The following is a 14,775-nucleotide window of genomic DNA, read 5'->3' on the forward strand; positions in this document are numbered from 1 at the left end:
CTGGAGGCATGGCAGACGACGACAGCGTCTCGGGAAGCCCTGACCCCACGGTGCCGCCCGAGCCGGGCCCGCCTCCCGGCCCGACGCCCGGCGACGAGACCGCCGTCGACCGGACGGCTGTCACCGAGCCCGCCGCGTCTGCCCCGGCACCCGTCCTGAAGACCCGCTGGCGCGACCGGGCCTGGACCTTCCGGGCGATGCTGGCCGTGGCCGCGGCCTCGCTGGTGATCGGCGGCGTCGCCGGTGGCGTCATCGGTGCGGCGGCCGGACACGAGGACAACGATCGCTACCAGATGGGCCCGGGGGGTCCCGGCATGGGGATGCCTCCCGGCTGGCGCAAGCACGGCCGCGGGTTCGGAGGCGACGGCGGTCCTGGTTGGCGGTGGAACGACGGTCCCCCGCAGGGCGGCCCGCTGACGCCGTACGGCGGGACGAGCCCGTCCCCGGCGCCGCCGTCGTCGAGCCCCACCGGCTGACCGGACGGGCGCGGGCAGCCCCCGGTCCCGCGCCTGACCCGGCACCCTTCCCGCGACCTGGCACCCGGCCGGGTGGCGCGCGCTTGTCGGCGTTCGTCAGACTGGCCGGGTCGTGCACATCAAGTTCCCCGCCGAGCTCCCGGTCTCGGCTCGCCGCGAGGACATCGCCGAGGCGATCCGTGACCACCAGGTCGTGATCGTCGCCGGCGAGACCGGGTCCGGCAAGACCACGCAGCTGCCGAAGATCTGCCTGGCGCTGGGTCGCGGGCAGGACGCCATGATCGGGCACACCCAGCCGCGCCGGATCGCCGCGCGCAGCGTCGCCGAGCGCATCGCCGAGGAGCTCGGCACCGAGCTCGGCGACGTCGTGGGCTACCAGGTGCGGTTCACCGACCGGACCTCGAGGTCCAGCCGGGTCAAGGTGATGACCGACGGCATCCTGCTGGCCGAGCTGCAGCGCGACAAGCAGCTGAAGCGCTACGACACGATCATCATCGACGAGGCGCACGAGCGCAGCCTGAACATCGACTTCCTGCTCGGCTACCTCAAGCAGCTGCTGCCGCGCCGGCCCGACCTCAAGCTGATCATCACCTCCGCGACCATCGACCCCGAGAAGTTCGCCCGGCACTTCGCGGGTTCCGACGGCACCCCGGCGCCGATCATCGAGGTCTCCGGGCGCACCTATCCCGTGGAGATCCGCTACCGCCCGCTGGTGCAGGTCCCGGACAGCGACGAGGAGGGGGAGGTGCTCGTCCGCGACCAGACCGAGGCGATCGTCGCGGCGGTCGACGAGCTGCGAGCGGAGACGCCCGGCGACGTCCTGGTCTTCCTCCCCGGCGAGCGGGAGATCAGGGACACGGCGGACGCGCTGAAGAGGCGGGCCGAAGGTCCGCGCGGGTTCGACATCGTGCCGCTCTACTCCCGGCTCTCGGCCGCCGAGCAGCACCGGGTGTTCGAGCGCCACACGCGCAGGCGGGTCGTGCTCGCGACCAACGTCGCGGAGACCTCGCTCACCGTGCCCGGGATCTCCGCGGTGATCGACACCGGTGTAGCGCGGATCAGCCGCTACTCCGTCCGCACGAAGGTCCAGCGGCTCCCGATCGAGCCGATCAGCCAGGCCTCGGCGAACCAGCGGTCCGGACGCTGCGGCCGGGTCGAGGCCGGGATCGCGATCCGCCTCTACTCCGAGGACGACTACCTCGCGCGGCCGGAGTTCACCGACCCCGAGATCCTGCGCACCACCCTGGCCAGCGTGATCCTGCAGATGACCGCGCTCGGCCTCGGTGACATCGCACGGTTCCCGTTCGTCGACCCTCCCGACGCGCGCAACGTCCGGTCCGGCGTACTCCTCCTCGAGGAGCTCGGCGCGCTGGCCGGCCCGACCACCCAAGGCGTGACCACGAAGGAAGGGCGCGGCGGGCGGACCCGGCTCACGGGCGTCGGCCGCACGCTCGCCCGGCTGCCGATCGACCCGCAGCTGGGACGGATGCTGCTCGCCGCCGACCGGCTCGGCTGCCTGCGCGAGGTGCTCGTGATCGCCGCGGCGCTCTCGATCCAGGACCCGCGCGAGCGTCCGGTGGAGCAGCAGGCGCGTGCCGACCAGATGCACGCGCGGTTCCGCGACCAGCGCTCGGACTTCCTGGCCTGGCTCAACCTCTGGCGCCACCTCCGCGAGCACCAGGAGAAGCTCGGGTCCAGCGCGTTCCGGCGGATGTGCCGCGACGAGCACCTGAACTACCTGCGGGTGCGCGAGTGGCAGGACTTCGAGCGCCAGCTGCGCCAGGTCTGCAAGGAGGTCGGCCTGACCGTCCCCAAGGGCGGCATCGGCTCGACGGGCGAGGGCAGCCTCGACGAGGACGCGGTCCACCAGGCGCTGCTCACCGGGCTGCTCTCGCACATCGGTCTGCGGGACGCGGAGAGGCGCGACTACCTGGGCGCCCGCGGCACACGGTTCTCGATCTTCCCCGGCTCCGGACTGTTCCGGAAGCAGCCGGAGTTCGTGATGGCCGCCGAGCTGGTCGAGACCTCGCGGCTGTGGGGCCGCCAGTGCGCCGCGATCGACCCGCTCTGGGCCGAGCGGGCCGGCGAGCACCTGGTCAAGCGCACCTGGTCGGAGCCGCACTGGTCGCAGAAACGAGCGGCAGTGATGGCCCGCGAGCGCGTGACCCTGTACGGCGTGCCGCTGGTCGCCGACCGCCTCGTCAACTACGGCAAGCACGATCCCGAGCTCGCCCGTGAGCTGTTCCTCCGGCACGCGCTCGTGCAGGGCGAGTGGCACGCCCGACACCGGTTCCTGGCCACCAACCGGCAGCTGCTGGAGGAGGCCGAGGAGCTCGAGCACCGCGCCCGCCGGCGCGACCTGGTCGTCGACGAGCAGACCCTCTTCGACTTCTACGACTCGGTGGTCCCTCCCGAGGTCGTCTCCGGTGCCCACTTCGACGCCTGGTGGAAGCAGGCCCGCCGCGACCGTCCCGACCTGTTGACCTTCGACCCGCAGATGCTGCTCAGCGACCGTGCCGCCGAGGTGCGGCCCGAGGACTTCCCCGACGCGTGGCACGAGGACGCGCTCGCGCTGCCGCTGCACTACCAGTTCGCGCCGGGTGAGGTGGAGGACGGCGTGCGGGTCGACGTACCGCTCGCCACCCTGAACCACCTCGACGGAGCGTCGTTCACCTGGCACGTCCCGGGACTGCGCGAGGAGCTGGTGGTGGCCCTGCTGCGCTCGCTGCCGAAGCGGCTGCGGGTGAGCTTCGTGCCGGCGCCGAACGTCGCCCGGGCGTTCCTGGCCGCGGTGCCGCCGGGGGAGGAGAGCATCACGGACGCGCTGGCCCGGCACCTGCGTGCGACCACGGGCGTGCACGTGCCCGAGGACACCTGGGACTGGTCGAAGGTGCCCGACCACCTGCGGCCCACCTTCCGCGTCGTCGACGAGACGGGCGCCGTCGTGGCGGAGGGCAAGGACCTCGACGCGCTGAAGGCACCGTTGCGCCCGGCCTTCGAGGAGGCCGTGGCGTCGGCGGCCGCGGACTCCGGGGTCGCCCGGACCGGCCAGACGGCGTGGACCTTCGGGACGATCGAGCCGTCCTTCCGGCAGGTCCGGGCCGGCCACGAGGTGGTCGGATTCCCCGGGCTGGTCGACGAGGGCACCACGGTCGGCCTGCAGGTGCACGCCACGGCCGAGGAGCAGGATGCCCACCACCGGCGCGGCGTACGCCGGCTGCTGCAGCTCGGCACCACCGCCCCCGACCTGCTGTCGGGGCTCGACAACGCCGCGAAGCTCGGCCTCGCGGGCTCGCCGTACGCCTCGGTGAAGGAGCTGGTCGACGACTGCGTGCTCGCCGCACTCGGCGAGCTGGTGGAGCTCGCCGGACCCGTCTGGGACGAGGGAGCCTTCGACGCCCTGCTGCAGCAGGCGCGGCGCGAGCTCCCGGAGCGGGCGGCGGCAGTGCTGCAGCAGACGTCTCGCGTGCTGGCCGACTGGCGCGAGGTCGACCGGCTGCTGCACGGCCGGGTCGACCTCGCCGTGCTGCCGTCGATGAACGACATGCGCCAGCACCTCGGTCGGCTCGTGGGCCGTGGCTTCGTCGCCGACGCCGGCGTGGTGGCGCTGCGCAGCTACCCGCGCTACCTGGCCGCCCTCCGCGAGCGGCGGCGTCAGCTCGACGCGTCGCCGGCCCGCGACCTGGAGCTGCTCGGCCGGGTGACCGAGTTCCAGCAGGCCTGGGACCAGCGGATGTCCGCCCTCCCGCCGGGCCGGCCGCCCGGAGCCGGGCTGGAGCGGTTGCGCTGGATGATCGAGGAGTACCGGGTCTCGCTGTGGGCCCAGCAGCTGGGGACGGCCGCCCCCGTCTCCGACACGCGCCTGCGCAAGCTGGTGGCTCAGCTCTGAGGCGTGGGTAGGTACGGGGTCGCGGCTTCGACCACCGCGTCGAAGATGGGCTTCGGCAGGGCACCGCCTTCGCGGCGCACGACCTTGACGTCGAGGACCAGTGCGCGGTTCAGCCGGACCTCGCTCTGCCGTCGCTGGGCATCCCAGTCTCCCGTGCCGATGTCCATCCAGAACCGGCCGACACGAGCCTCGTAGTCGCTGTTGTGGTCGTGGTCCTTGGAAGTCAGCGGAAGGGCGATCACCGTCGTGCGGTTGCAGGCGATCACCAGCACCGGGCGGTCCTTGCCCTGAGTCGGGTCGTCCTCGAACGGCACCCACGCCCAGACCACCTCACCCGGGTCGGGCCGGCCGTTGCGACGCGGGGCGTAGTGCAACCTGAGCCGCGGGGTGCTCGGGTTGAACAGGCGGCGCAACCGGGGGAGACCAAATGCCATCGTGCGAGGACGGTACCCAACTCGCCACGTTGGTGCGGTCAGAGTTGGTGTGCACCGGACCGGGAGCGCCTCACGGCGCGTGGCCGCTCGAAGCGGCTGATTTTGGGACCCGGGGCTGCCGCGGTCCGGCGCACTCGGAGAGTCTAACCGCTGGCCGGTGAGCAGCGGTGGATCTCCACACAACCCGTCACAGCTTGCCTTCGAGCTCCAGGTGGCCCGCGCGTTCCAGCTGGTCGGCGAGGGTCAACAGCCGGGCGGCGGCCAGGTCGGAGTGGTACGACGAGTCGCCGTCGGCCTCGGCCAGGGCGCGTCCGGCCGCGGCCACGCGCGCGAAGGCAGCCGCCCGGAAGACCGTGTCGGCGAAGTCGCCCACGACCACGCCGCCCAGCACCGCGTCGACGAGCGCCTGCACCTCGGGGGGACCCGGTGGCTCCTCGACCCCGGAGATCGCCTCGGCGACGGGAGCCAGCGCCCGGCCGCGGTCGAACTCGCGGGCGGCCGTGCCCGGGTCGGCGTACACCCAGCTGCGCAGCACGTAGAGCCGCCAGAGGACCCCGGCCAGCGAATCGGCGGGTGCGCCCGCCCACAGTTCCGCGAGGGTCTCGAGGCCCTCGGTGTCGGCGAGGTGGACCACGCGGGAGACCAGCGCCTCGTCGGCCTGGTCACGCGCGCCGCGGACGAGGGCTGTGGCGGCACGGTCGGCCGCCTCGGCGAGGAGCGCGGGGTCGGCGCCGTGGTCGGTCGTCTCGATCGCCTCGAAGCTGGCCGACCCGGGCATCGCCGGGCGGTGATGCTGACGCTCGCTCATCCGACCACGATAGGCGGCGTGTCCTGCTGTGGCGCGCTTCGAGGTGCCGGCGAAAGACGTGTCCTCAGCCCGAGGTGCCGGACAGCCTGCCGGCCGCGGCGACGACCATGCCGACCATCGGGTCCTTGCCGGGCGGATAGCGATGATCCGGCCCGCTGTGGGCCATCCGGAGCACGGCGATGCGGGTGCCGTCGAGCACCGTGCCGAACGTCTCGAACCGCCCGGTCTCCTCGCCGGCAGGCGTCCAGGACACGATGTACCACCGGGCCGAGCCGGTCGGGACCGGTGCGGTCGTGAGCGGGCCGACCTGGAGCCGCGCGGCGGTGTCCATCGCGCCGCTGCAGCGGTCGTGCCAGGCCTTGAGCACGGTCCACGCGGTGGCTGCCGTCCTGGCGTCGGGGAACTCCGCGACCTGCTCGGCCGCGAGGTCGTCGCTGTCGTCGGCCGGGAAGAAGGTCCTCGTCACGACGTCGGTCGCGCCGATGCTCGCCAGGTCTGCCTTCGCGCAGACCCCGAACGGGTCTGTGGTCGCCGGCCCGGTCTCGCCGTCCTGCCACGGCCTCTGCGCGTTGAGCGCCGGGACCTGGTCGGTCGCGAGCAGCCGGTCCGCCAGCGGGACCGCGGTCGGGGACGCCGGCGGCGTGCTGCTCGGCGGCGTCGCCGGCGAGGTCGGGGACTCCGCAGGCGAGGTGGAGCCGACCGTGTCCGGTGACGCGGGTGCGTCCGGGGTGCCGCCGCACCCGGCCACCACCGCCAGCGCGGGGAGCAGGCACAGGGCGGCGAGGGTGCGGGACGGGCGGTGCAGACGCATGGAGCCACGGTAGGGGGACGAGCATCACATCGCCGGGCACCGGTCGGGGCGGCGTGTCCCGCTATCGTGACGGTGCCCTGGGCGAACGCCCGGCCCACGAGCATGTCGGTGTGCCGGCCGGGCACGACGCCTTCGCCAGGGAGACCGCAGGTGCAGTGAGGAGGGGTGCAGTGCTCGGCAGTCGCCGGATCAGGAAGTCCGTGCTCGGGTCCCTGGTGGTCCTCGCGGCTCTGGTCGTCACTGCCGCCTGCTCGTCGTCGGGCGCGGAGCCGAAGGCCGTGACCACCACGACCGCGACCCCCACCGGACCCACGCTGCTGACCTTCGCGGTGTACGGCCCGCCGCAGGTGATCACGGCGTACACCAAGATCGCGGCGGACTTCTCCGCCGAGCACCCCGACACCGTCGTGAACGTCCGCCCCTACGACTCCGCGCAGCAGGCCGAGGAAGCGCTGGCGAAGGAGCAGGCGGCCGGCGACCCCCCGGACGCGTTCCTGACCAGCCTCGACCAGGTGCCGTCGCTCGTGCAGGCGAAGGCGGTACGCCGGCTCGACGAGCTGCTCGGCGCGCGGCACGTCGACTTCGGTGACGGCTTCCAGCGGGACGCCCTCCAGGCGTTCAGCTCCGACAACGCGCTGCAGTGCATGCCGGTCGACGTCTCGCCGCTGGTCGTCTACTACAACACCGACCTGATCAGCCTGGCCGGGCTCACCGGCCCGGGGCAGCGCCCGATCACCGCCGACAGCGGCTGGAACGTCGACGAGTTCGCGGCTGCTGCGCGGCAGGCGACGCGGGGCGGCATCCGCGGGGTGTACGTCGCGCCGGACCTCGACCAGGTGGCCCCGTTCGTCTGGTCCGCCGGTGGTCAGGTCGTCGACGACCTCGAGAAGCCGACCACGCTGACGCTGTCCGACACCGCCAGCGCGTCCGGTCTGGAGAAGCTGCTCGAGGTGGTCCGGGACCCCCACATCACCTTCAACCAGGCCCAGCTGGCCCGCCGCTCGGCGCTGCAGCGGTTCAAGAGCGGGTCGCTCGCGATGATGCTGGGCTACCGCAACCTGACTCCCGAGCTGCGGTCGCAGGTGAACCTGCGCTTCGACGTGATGCCGCTGCCCAAGGTCGGCACCCGCGCCACCAGCGGGGAGAGCTCCGGGCTGTGCCTGTCGAGCGCGTCGGAGCACCCGGAGAAGACCGCCGACTTCCTCGCCTACGCCGTGTCCGACGACGCGATGGCCCTGCTCGCCGGCACCGGATACGTCGTACCGACCAACCTGGACGTGGAGAACTCCGAGGCCTTCCTCCAGACCGACGAGATGCCGGCCAGCGCCTCGGTGTTCACCTCGACGATCCGCGCGATCCACGCGGAGCCGCACGTGGTCACGTGGGACTCCGTGGCCACCAGCACCGCGAACCTGCTGAGCGGGCTCTTCTACGACCCGGTGATCGACCCGCTCGAGGACCGGCTCAAGGCCATCGACGCCGCGTCGGCGCCGCTGTTCACACCGGTGCCCACCGCGTCCCCGTCGCCGGGCGCCCCGTCCTCCAGCCCGTCCTCCAGCCCGCCCTCGCCCGCGGGCTGACCGACGTCAGTCCGCCTCGGGCCGATCGTCCGGCGCGGCTGCCTCGACCTGCTCCTCCGGCGCGGCGGGCTCGGCCGGATGCCGGATCGCCTCCGCGATGAGCGGAGCCATCAGGTCGACCTGCCACTGCCGCGCTCCGAGCCGGAGCAGCTCGGCGCCCACGGCCTCCTCGAGCTGCGCCTCGGCCACCTTCGGCGGGCTCCAGAGCACCCGGCGCATGTAGTCGGGCGTGAGCAGGTTCTCGATCGGGACGTTGCGCTCCTCGGAGAGGGCGGTGACGGCCGTGCGGGCGGCGTTGAGCCGGGCCGCGGCCACAGGATCGCGGTCGGCCCACGACCGCACCTGCGGTGGCCCGTCGGACCGGTTCGCCAGCGGGGGCAGCTCGGCATCCGGGAGCGCACGAGCGCGCTTGAGCGCCTCCACCCAGGTGTCCAGGTAGCGCCGGGCGCCCCGCCCGTGGAAGCCGGGGGTGCTCATCAAGAGCTTGCCGTTGGTGGGCAGGGCGTTGGCCGCGGCGATCACGGCGGCGTCGGGGATCAGGCGGCCCGGGGTCGTGTCGAGCTCCTCGGCCAGCTCGTCGCGCACGGTCCAGAGCTCGCGGACCGCGGCGAGGGCACGGCGGCCCTTCGCCTTGTGGATGCCCGAGGTGCGCCGCCACGGGTCGAGCCGGGGGGACGGCTCGAAGCTGATCAGGTGCTCGAACTCCTGGCGCGCCCACTCGGCCTTGCCGGTCTCCTCCAGCTCACGGCCGAGCACCTCGCGCAGCTCGAGGAGCACCTCGACGTCGAGGGCGGCGTACTCGAGCCAGGGTGTCGGGAGCGGTCGCTGCGACCAGTCGGCGGCGGAGTGCTCCTTGCGCATCGACTTGCCGACGATCGACTCGACCAGCGTGGCCAGCCCGACGCGCGGGTAGCCGAGCAGGCGCGCGGCCAGCTCGGTGTCGAACAGGGCGGCCGGACGGAGCCCGACCTCGCGCAGGCAGGGTAGGTCCTGGCTGGCCGCGTGCAGGATCCACTCGGCGTCGCCGATCGCCTCGTTGAGGGAGGTGAGGTCGGGGAACGCGACCGGGTCGATCAGGGCGGTGCCGGCCCCCTCCCGCCGCAGCTGCACGAGGTAGGCCCGCGCGGAGTACCGGTAGCCGGAGGCTCGCTCGGCGTCCAGGCCGATCGGCCCGGTGCCGGCCGCGACCCGCGCGACGACGGCGGCGAGGCCCTCGGGCGTGTCGGTGATCTCGGGGAGCCCGTCACGCAGCGTGAGCAGGGGCGCGGTCTCGTCGGGGGGCTCTTCGCCGGTGGGCGAAGGTGTGTCCGTGGTCATCAGTCTGTGCCGCGCTGTCCCCGTCGGCTCGGCATGGTGACGACACCCTCGGGCACCGGCGGAAGCCCCGCGGCCGTGCAGAGCAGCTCACCCCAGGCTTCGACGTGCGGGGTCAGCTCGCCGACCGGCGTCCACGAGGCGCGGATCTCGATCTGGGCCGTGCCGGGCTCGGTCGCCATGCCTCCGAAGCTCTCGGAGGCGACCGTGGTGACCGTGCCGGAGGGCGCGGCATAGGTGGCGCCGTGGGCCTCGAGTGCCTCGGTGAGCCAGGTCCACCCGACCTCCGCGAGCAGCGGGTCGGTGACCAGCTCGGGGTCGATGTCGGCGCGGGCGTAGGCGACGCAGCGGAAGGTGCCCTCCCAGGCGTCGTTGCCGGCGGGGTCGTGCAGCACCACGATCCGGCCCGTGCCGATGTCGACTCCGTCGGACGTCACGTCCGCGGACAGCGCCGAGGCGTACGGCGCGATCCGCTGGGGCGCGGGCATCTCCTCGGTGAGCACCTCGGGGCGGAACCGCGCGGACCGGAGCTGCTCCACGGCGCGCACGAACTCGGCCGGCATCGGCGGAGGCTCGCGGTGGCGTTCCCGGGGTGCAGGCATGGCCTCAGATTAGGCGGATCGGGGGGTCCCGCGTCCCCGACTCGCCGCCCGACCTGCGAAGATCGACCCATGTCGGACGCGGCCCAGTCACCACCTCTCGCCGGGGGACAGGTGGCCCCGCCGAGCACCCCGCTGGCCGCCTCGGCGTTCCTGCGCGCGGCCCGCGGCGAGCCCGTCCCGCACACGCCCGTCTGGTTCATGCGGCAGGCCGGGCGGTCGCTGCCGGAGTACCTCGCGATCCGCGAGGGCGTGAGCATGCTCGACTCCTGCATGCGGCCCGACCTGGTCACCGAGATCACGCTCCAGCCGGTCCGCCGGTACGCCGTGGACGCCGCGATCTTCTTCTCCGACATCGTGCTCCCGCTGAAGGCGATCGGCGTCGACCTCGACATCGTGCCCGGCGTGGGCCCGGTGGTCGCGCGGCCCGTCCGGACGCTCGACGACGTCGCCGCGATCCCCGACCTCACGCCCGAGCACGTCCCCTACATCACCGAGTCGGTGCGGCTCCTCGTCGCCGAGCTCGGTGCTACCCCGCTGATCGGCTTCGCCGGCGCGCCGTTCACCGTGGCGTCGTACCTCGTCGAGGGCGGGCCGTCGAAGGACCATGCCCGCACGAAGGCGCTGATGTTCGGCGCCCCGGGCGTCTGGAACGCCCTCCTCTCCAAGATCGCCGGCATCTCGGCGGCGTACCTCGGTGTCCAGGTCGAGGCCGGCGCCAGCGCCGTGCAGCTCTTCGACTCGTGGGCCGGGGCGCTGACTCGTGCCGACTACGAGCAGCACGTGCTCCCGTTCTCCCGCCAGGTGCTGGAGGCGGTCGGCCGGCACGGCGTGCCCCGCATCCACTTCGGCGTCGGCACCGGGGAGATCCTCGACCTCATGGGCGCCGCGGGTGCCGAGGTGGTCGGCGTCGACTGGCGCGTCCCGCTCGCCGAGGGCGTACGCCGGGTCGGGGGTCGCTGCGTCCAGGGCAACCTCGACCCGACCCTGGTCTTCGCCCCGACCGAGGTGATGCTCGAGCGGGCCGACCAGGTGCTCGCGGCCGGTCGGGCGGCGCCGGGCCACATCTTCAACCTCGGCCACGGCGTGATCCCCTCCACCGATCCCGACCAGCTCAAGCGGCTGACCGACCACGTGCACGAGGTCAGCAGCCGCTGATCGTCCGGGGTGGTCCGGACCGGGGCCGCTAGGGCTCCGGCGCCGGCGCCGGCGGGGGAGCCGCCACGAGCCGACGACGGCGGGTCAGCCACACGACGGGACCGCCGAGCAGCGCCACGACCACGGCGAAGGGCAGCACCGCTCCGATCGCCGTACCGATCACGACCAGGGTCTGTCCCAACGCGTGCCAACCGCCCTCCAGGCCGCCGAGGAAGCCGGGCGCCGGTGCACTTTCGTGGTGCCGGGGCGGGCGGGTCAGGGTGACCTGGATCGAGGACAGGGAGGTCTGGTCGGCGAGGTACTTCTGCTGCTGCACGAGGGAGTCCAGCTCGGCCTGCCGGGTGCTGAGCTCCCGCTCGACCGACATGATCTCGGCAATGGTGTTCGCGCGGGCGAGCAGGCGCTCGATGCTGTCGACGCTGTCGCTCTGCGCCTTGACCCGGGCGTTGATGTCGATCACCTGCGTGGTCACGTCCTCGACCGTCTGCTGACGGTGCCGGACCGTGCCGAGCGCGGCCAGGCCGTCGAGAGCACGCTCGAAGGAGTCGGCGGGCACCCGGACGGTGAGGTCGACCCGCTCGAGCCGGCCGCGGGTGTCGGAGAGAGAGTGCTCGTCAGCCAGGTGACCGCCGAGACCGGTGACCAGGTTGATCGCGTCCTGACGGACGCCGGCGAGGTCCTCCGTGCTGAGCCGCACGTTGCCGTTCGCGATCACCGCGCGCTGGAGTGCACGGTCGACGGCCGGCTTGGCCGCCACGCCGTCGGCTGCCCGGGCGTCCTGCGGGGTCCGCGCCGCGTCGGACGAGCCACCGACGTCGGACGCGGTCGACCCGGAGCTCCCGGAGGTCTTCTGGTCGGAGCCGGCGCCGCCACCGCAGGCGGTCAGCGCCGCGGCGAGCGGCAGGGTCAGCAGGGCGAGCGCGAGGCGGTGTCGGAGCTCCATGGCGCTTGGACGTGGACGTGCGGGGGCCGGTTCCCCGGCGGCCCGGCAGGTTTGGGACAGTGGGCACGTGGAGAAGACCGAACGGCCGACCGTCGCCGTCGTGGGCGGCGGGATCGCCGGGCTGGCCGCGGCTGCCCGTGTGCGCGCCGAGCGGCCCGACGTCGACGTCGTGCTCCTCGAGTCGTCTCCCGACATCGGCGGCAAGCTGCGGCTCGGCGAGGTCGGCGGCGTGGTCGTCGACGTCGGTGCCGAGGCGATGCTGAACCGCCGGCCCGAGGCGGTCGAGCTCACCCAGGCCTCCGGGCTGGGTGACGCGATCGTCCACCCCGCGACGACCGCGGCCAACCTCTGGTCGCGCGGCGAGCTGCTGCCGATGCCGCGCACGCTGATGGGCATCCCCACCGACCTCAAGGGACTGGCCGACAGCAAGGTGATCTCGAAGGCCGGCCTCGCGCGCGCCGCGATGGACGCCGTGCTGCCCGCCTCGTCGCTCGACGGCCGCGACGCGAGCATCGGCGGACTGGTCGAGGAGCGGTTCGGCAAGGAGGTCGTCGACCGGCTCGTGGAGCCGCTGCTCGGCGGCGTCTACGCCGGCCACGCCCGGGAGATCTCGGCGCGTGCTGCGGTGCCCCAGGTGGTCGCGCTGCTCGACCGGGACCGCTCCCTCACCAAGGCCGCGGCCCGCGCGATGAGCGGCCCGGCCAGCGACACCCCGATCTTCGCCGGCATCACCGGCGGAGTCGGGCGGCTGCCCGCCGCGGTCGTCACGTCGTCGGGCACGCGGGTCGAGACCGACGCGACGGTGCGCGACCTGGCCCGCCGCTCCGAGGGCGGCTGGACCCTGGTGGTCGGGTCCACCCGCGAGCCGCGGCTGGTCCAGGCCGACGCGGTGGTGCTCGCGGTGCCCGCGCCGCCGGCCGCTCGCCTGCTCAGCGACGTCGCCCCGGCGGCCGCGCTGGAGCTCGCCCGCATCGAGTACGCCTCCGTCGCGGTGGTCACGCTCGCCTTTCGGCTGCGCGACTTCCCCGAGGTCGCCGGCTCCGGGTTCCTCGTTCCTCCCGTCGACAAGCGGGCGGTGAAGGCCGCGACGTTCTCCTTCGCCAAGTGGGACTGGGTGCGCGACGCGGGCGGCGGGGAGCTGCTGCTCATGCGCTGCTCGCTCGGTCGCCACCGCGAGGAGCACCAGCTGCAGCGCCCCGACGAGGAGCTGGTCGAGGTGGCGCTGCACGACCTCGCCGATGCGATCGGGCTCTCGGTGCGGCCGGTCGACGCGCACGTGCAGCGCTGGGGCGGGGGCCTGCCGCAGTACGCCGTCGGGCACCTGCAGCGCGTCGCTGCGATCCGGGCCGACGTCGCCCGGCAGCCGGGCCTCGCGGTGTGCGGCGCGGCGTACGACGGGGTCGGCATCCCGGCCTGCATCGCCTCGGGCCGACGGGCGGCCGACGAGGTCCTGGCCGCGCTGGCCGCCCCGGCGCCCGAGCGCTGACGGCCGCTGGGACAATGGCGTCATGACGACGAGCGGGAAGCCGGCCGGGAAGTCGGCCCGGGAGATCAACGAGACCATTCGCTACGCGATGTGGTCGGTCTTCAAGCTGCGCGACCCGCTGGGCGACGCCGACCGGGAGACCGAGGCGGCCGAGGTCGAGACGCTCTTCAAGGAGCTCGACGCGGACGACGTCGTGGTCCGCGGTGTCTACGACGTCTCCGGCCTGCGCGCCGACGCCGACCTCATGGTCTGGTCGCACGCCGCGTCCTCCGACCAGCTCCAGGAGCTCTACCACCGGCTCCGTCGCACGCGCTTCGGCCGCCGGCTCGACCCGGTCTGGTCGCAGATGGCGCTGCACCGCCCGGCGGAGTTCAACAAGAGCCACGTGCCGGCGTTCATGGCCGACGAGGAGGTGCGCCGGTACCTCTGCGTCTACCCGTTCGTCCGCTCGTACGAGTGGTACCTCCTCCCCGACGAGGAGCGCCGCGCGCTCCTGGTCGAGCACGGCCAGATGGGCCGGGGCTACCCCGACGTGCGGGCGAACACCGTGCCCGCGTTCGCCCTCGGCGACTACGAGTGGATCCTCGCCTTCGAGGCCGACGACCTCGACCGGATCGTCGACCTGATGCGCGACCTGCGCGCCTCCGGGGCCCGGCGCCACGTCCGCGTGGAGATCCCGTTCTACACCGGCCGCAAGGTCAGCCCGACCGAGCTGATCGACGCGCTGCCCTGAGGGGTTTCGGCAGGCTCAACCACCCGTGGTCGAGCCTGCACTCCGGTGGTCGAGCCTGCACTCCGGTGGTCGAGCCTGCCGAGACCGGCTCAGCCCTCGGCGGGCTCCAGGGTCAGGCTGATCGAGTTGATGCAGTAGCGCTGGTCGGTCGGCGTACCGTAGCCCTCGCCCTCGAACACGTGGCCGAGGTGCGAGCCGCAGTTCGCGCAGCGCACCTCGGTGCGCACGCTGCCGAACGACCGGTCCTCGAGGTACTGGACCCGGTCCTCGGCGAGCGGCGCGTAGAACGACGGCCACCCGCAGTGCGAGTCGAACTTCGTGTCCGAGCGGAAGAGCTCGGCGTTGCAGGCACGGCAGCGGTAGACGCCGGTGGTCTTGGTGTCGGTGTACTCCCCGGTGAACGGGCGCTCGGTGCCGGCCTTGCGGAGGACGGCGTACTCCTCGGGGCTCAGCTGCTCGCGCCACTCGGCGTCGGTCTTCTCCACGGCGTAGGACATGCCGGCAACGGTAGTCGGGCCGAGCAGCCCACCCCAGCGCCGGCGAT

13 protein-coding genes are annotated in these 14,775 nt (G+C 73.4%); 6 read left to right on the forward strand and 7 right to left on the reverse strand.

Going from position 1 to position 14,775, the window contains the following annotated elements:
- Positions 1-8: 8 nt before the first annotated feature.
- Positions 9-476: a hypothetical protein gene (locus tag EFL26_RS14605; protein ID WP_123223562.1), complete on the forward strand. Its 468-nt coding sequence runs from the start codon at positions 9-11 to the stop codon at positions 474-476.
- A 112-nt stretch (positions 477-588) separates the two neighbouring features.
- A complete protein-coding gene (hrpA, locus tag EFL26_RS14610) occupies positions 589-4,365 on the forward strand; it encodes an ATP-dependent RNA helicase HrpA (protein ID WP_123223563.1) in 3,777 nt (1,258 codons plus the stop codon).
- Here hrpA and EFL26_RS14615 read toward each other — a convergent pair.
- The 3 genes from EFL26_RS14615 to EFL26_RS23900 form a co-directional block, all read right to left on the reverse strand.
- Positions 4,356-4,799, reverse strand: a complete 444-nt coding sequence (locus EFL26_RS14615) for a type II toxin-antitoxin system PemK/MazF family toxin (protein ID WP_123223564.1) — start codon at positions 4,797-4,799, stop codon at positions 4,356-4,358. The genes hrpA and EFL26_RS14615 overlap by 10 nt on opposite strands.
- A gap of 187 nt (positions 4,800-4,986) precedes the next feature.
- Positions 4,987-5,607: a hypothetical protein gene (locus EFL26_RS14620; RefSeq protein WP_123223565.1), complete on the reverse strand. Its 621-nt coding sequence runs from the start codon at positions 5,605-5,607 to the stop codon at positions 4,987-4,989.
- Between the two features lie 64 nt (positions 5,608-5,671).
- Complete coding sequence (locus tag EFL26_RS23900; protein ID WP_148046723.1) at positions 5,672-6,418, reverse strand: hypothetical protein; 747 nt, start codon at positions 6,416-6,418, stop codon at positions 5,672-5,674.
- Positions 6,419-6,588: 170 nt separating this feature from the next.
- Here EFL26_RS23900 and EFL26_RS14635 point away from each other — a divergent pair, with 170 nt between their 5' ends.
- The gene (locus EFL26_RS14635; RefSeq protein WP_183408193.1) at positions 6,589-7,998 is read left to right on the forward strand and encodes an ABC transporter substrate-binding protein; all 1,410 of its coding nucleotides are present in this window, start codon (positions 6,589-6,591) and stop codon (positions 7,996-7,998) included.
- Positions 7,999-8,004: 6 nt separating this feature from the next.
- Here EFL26_RS14635 and EFL26_RS14640 read toward each other — a convergent pair whose 3' ends face one another.
- Together EFL26_RS14640 and EFL26_RS14645 are read right to left on the reverse strand one after the other, a co-directional pair.
- On the reverse strand, positions 8,005-9,315 hold the full coding sequence (locus tag EFL26_RS14640) for an HRDC domain-containing protein (RefSeq protein ID WP_123223569.1): 1,311 nt from the start codon (positions 9,313-9,315) through the stop codon (positions 8,005-8,007).
- The gene (locus EFL26_RS14645) at positions 9,315-9,914 is read right to left on the reverse strand and encodes a DUF3000 domain-containing protein (protein ID WP_246000201.1); all 600 of its coding nucleotides are present in this window, start codon (positions 9,912-9,914) and stop codon (positions 9,315-9,317) included. The genes EFL26_RS14640 and EFL26_RS14645 overlap by 1 nt, the downstream gene beginning before the upstream one ends.
- A 69-nt stretch (positions 9,915-9,983) precedes the next feature.
- Between EFL26_RS14645 and hemE the strand changes: the two genes are divergently transcribed.
- Positions 9,984-11,069 (forward strand): uroporphyrinogen decarboxylase, encoded by a 1,086-nt coding sequence (gene hemE, locus EFL26_RS14650; RefSeq protein ID WP_123223571.1) that lies wholly within the window; start codon positions 9,984-9,986, stop codon positions 11,067-11,069.
- Positions 11,070-11,097: 28 nt separating this feature from the next.
- Here hemE and EFL26_RS14655 read toward each other — a convergent pair whose 3' ends face one another.
- Complete coding sequence (locus EFL26_RS14655) at positions 11,098-12,012, reverse strand: DUF4349 domain-containing protein (RefSeq protein WP_123223572.1); 915 nt, start codon at positions 12,010-12,012, stop codon at positions 11,098-11,100.
- 67 nt (positions 12,013-12,079) lie between these two features.
- Between EFL26_RS14655 and hemG the strand changes: the two genes are divergently transcribed.
- Complete coding sequence (gene hemG / locus EFL26_RS14660) at positions 12,080-13,498, forward strand: protoporphyrinogen oxidase (RefSeq protein WP_246000202.1); 1,419 nt, start codon at positions 12,080-12,082, stop codon at positions 13,496-13,498.
- A gap of 22 nt (positions 13,499-13,520) precedes the next feature.
- Positions 13,521-14,231, forward strand: a complete 711-nt coding sequence (gene hemQ / locus EFL26_RS14665; protein WP_123223574.1) for a hydrogen peroxide-dependent heme synthase — start codon at positions 13,521-13,523, stop codon at positions 14,229-14,231.
- An 89-nt stretch (positions 14,232-14,320) separates the two neighbouring features.
- Here hemQ and msrB read toward each other — a convergent pair whose 3' ends face one another.
- On the reverse strand, positions 14,321-14,728 hold the full coding sequence (msrB, locus tag EFL26_RS14670; RefSeq protein WP_123223575.1) for a peptide-methionine (R)-S-oxide reductase MsrB: 408 nt from the start codon (positions 14,726-14,728) through the stop codon (positions 14,321-14,323).
- Positions 14,729-14,775: the final 47 nt, after the last annotated feature.

It is taken from the genome of Nocardioides pocheonensis (genome assembly GCF_003725535.1).
GTDB lineage: Bacteria > Actinomycetota > Actinomycetes > Propionibacteriales > Nocardioidaceae > Marmoricola > Marmoricola pocheonensis.

Coding starts and splice junctions, on each gene's coding strand:
- EFL26_RS14605 (WP_123223562.1), top strand. CDS start 9: ATGGCAGACGACGACAGCGTCTCGGGAAGCCCTGACCCCACGGTGCCG.
- EFL26_RS14615 (WP_123223564.1), bottom strand. CDS start 4,799: ATGGCATTTGGTCTCCCCCGGTTGCGCCGCCTGTTCAACCCGAGCACC.
- EFL26_RS14620 (WP_123223565.1), bottom strand. CDS start 5,607: ATGAGCGAGCGTCAGCATCACCGCCCGGCGATGCCCGGGTCGGCCAGC.
- EFL26_RS23900 (WP_148046723.1), bottom strand. CDS start 6,418: ATGCGTCTGCACCGCCCGTCCCGCACCCTCGCCGCCCTGTGCCTGCTC.
- EFL26_RS14640 (WP_123223569.1), bottom strand. CDS start 9,315: ATGACCACGGACACACCTTCGCCCACCGGCGAAGAGCCCCCCGACGAG.
- EFL26_RS14645 (WP_246000201.1), bottom strand. CDS start 9,914: ATGCCTGCACCCCGGGAACGCCACCGCGAGCCTCCGCCGATGCCGGCC.
- hemE (WP_123223571.1), top strand. CDS start 9,984: ATGTCGGACGCGGCCCAGTCACCACCTCTCGCCGGGGGACAGGTGGCC.
- EFL26_RS14655 (WP_123223572.1), bottom strand. CDS start 12,012: ATGGAGCTCCGACACCGCCTCGCGCTCGCCCTGCTGACCCTGCCGCTC.
- hemQ (WP_123223574.1), top strand. CDS start 13,521: ATGACGACGAGCGGGAAGCCGGCCGGGAAGTCGGCCCGGGAGATCAAC.
- msrB (WP_123223575.1), bottom strand. CDS start 14,728: ATGTCCTACGCCGTGGAGAAGACCGACGCCGAGTGGCGCGAGCAGCTG.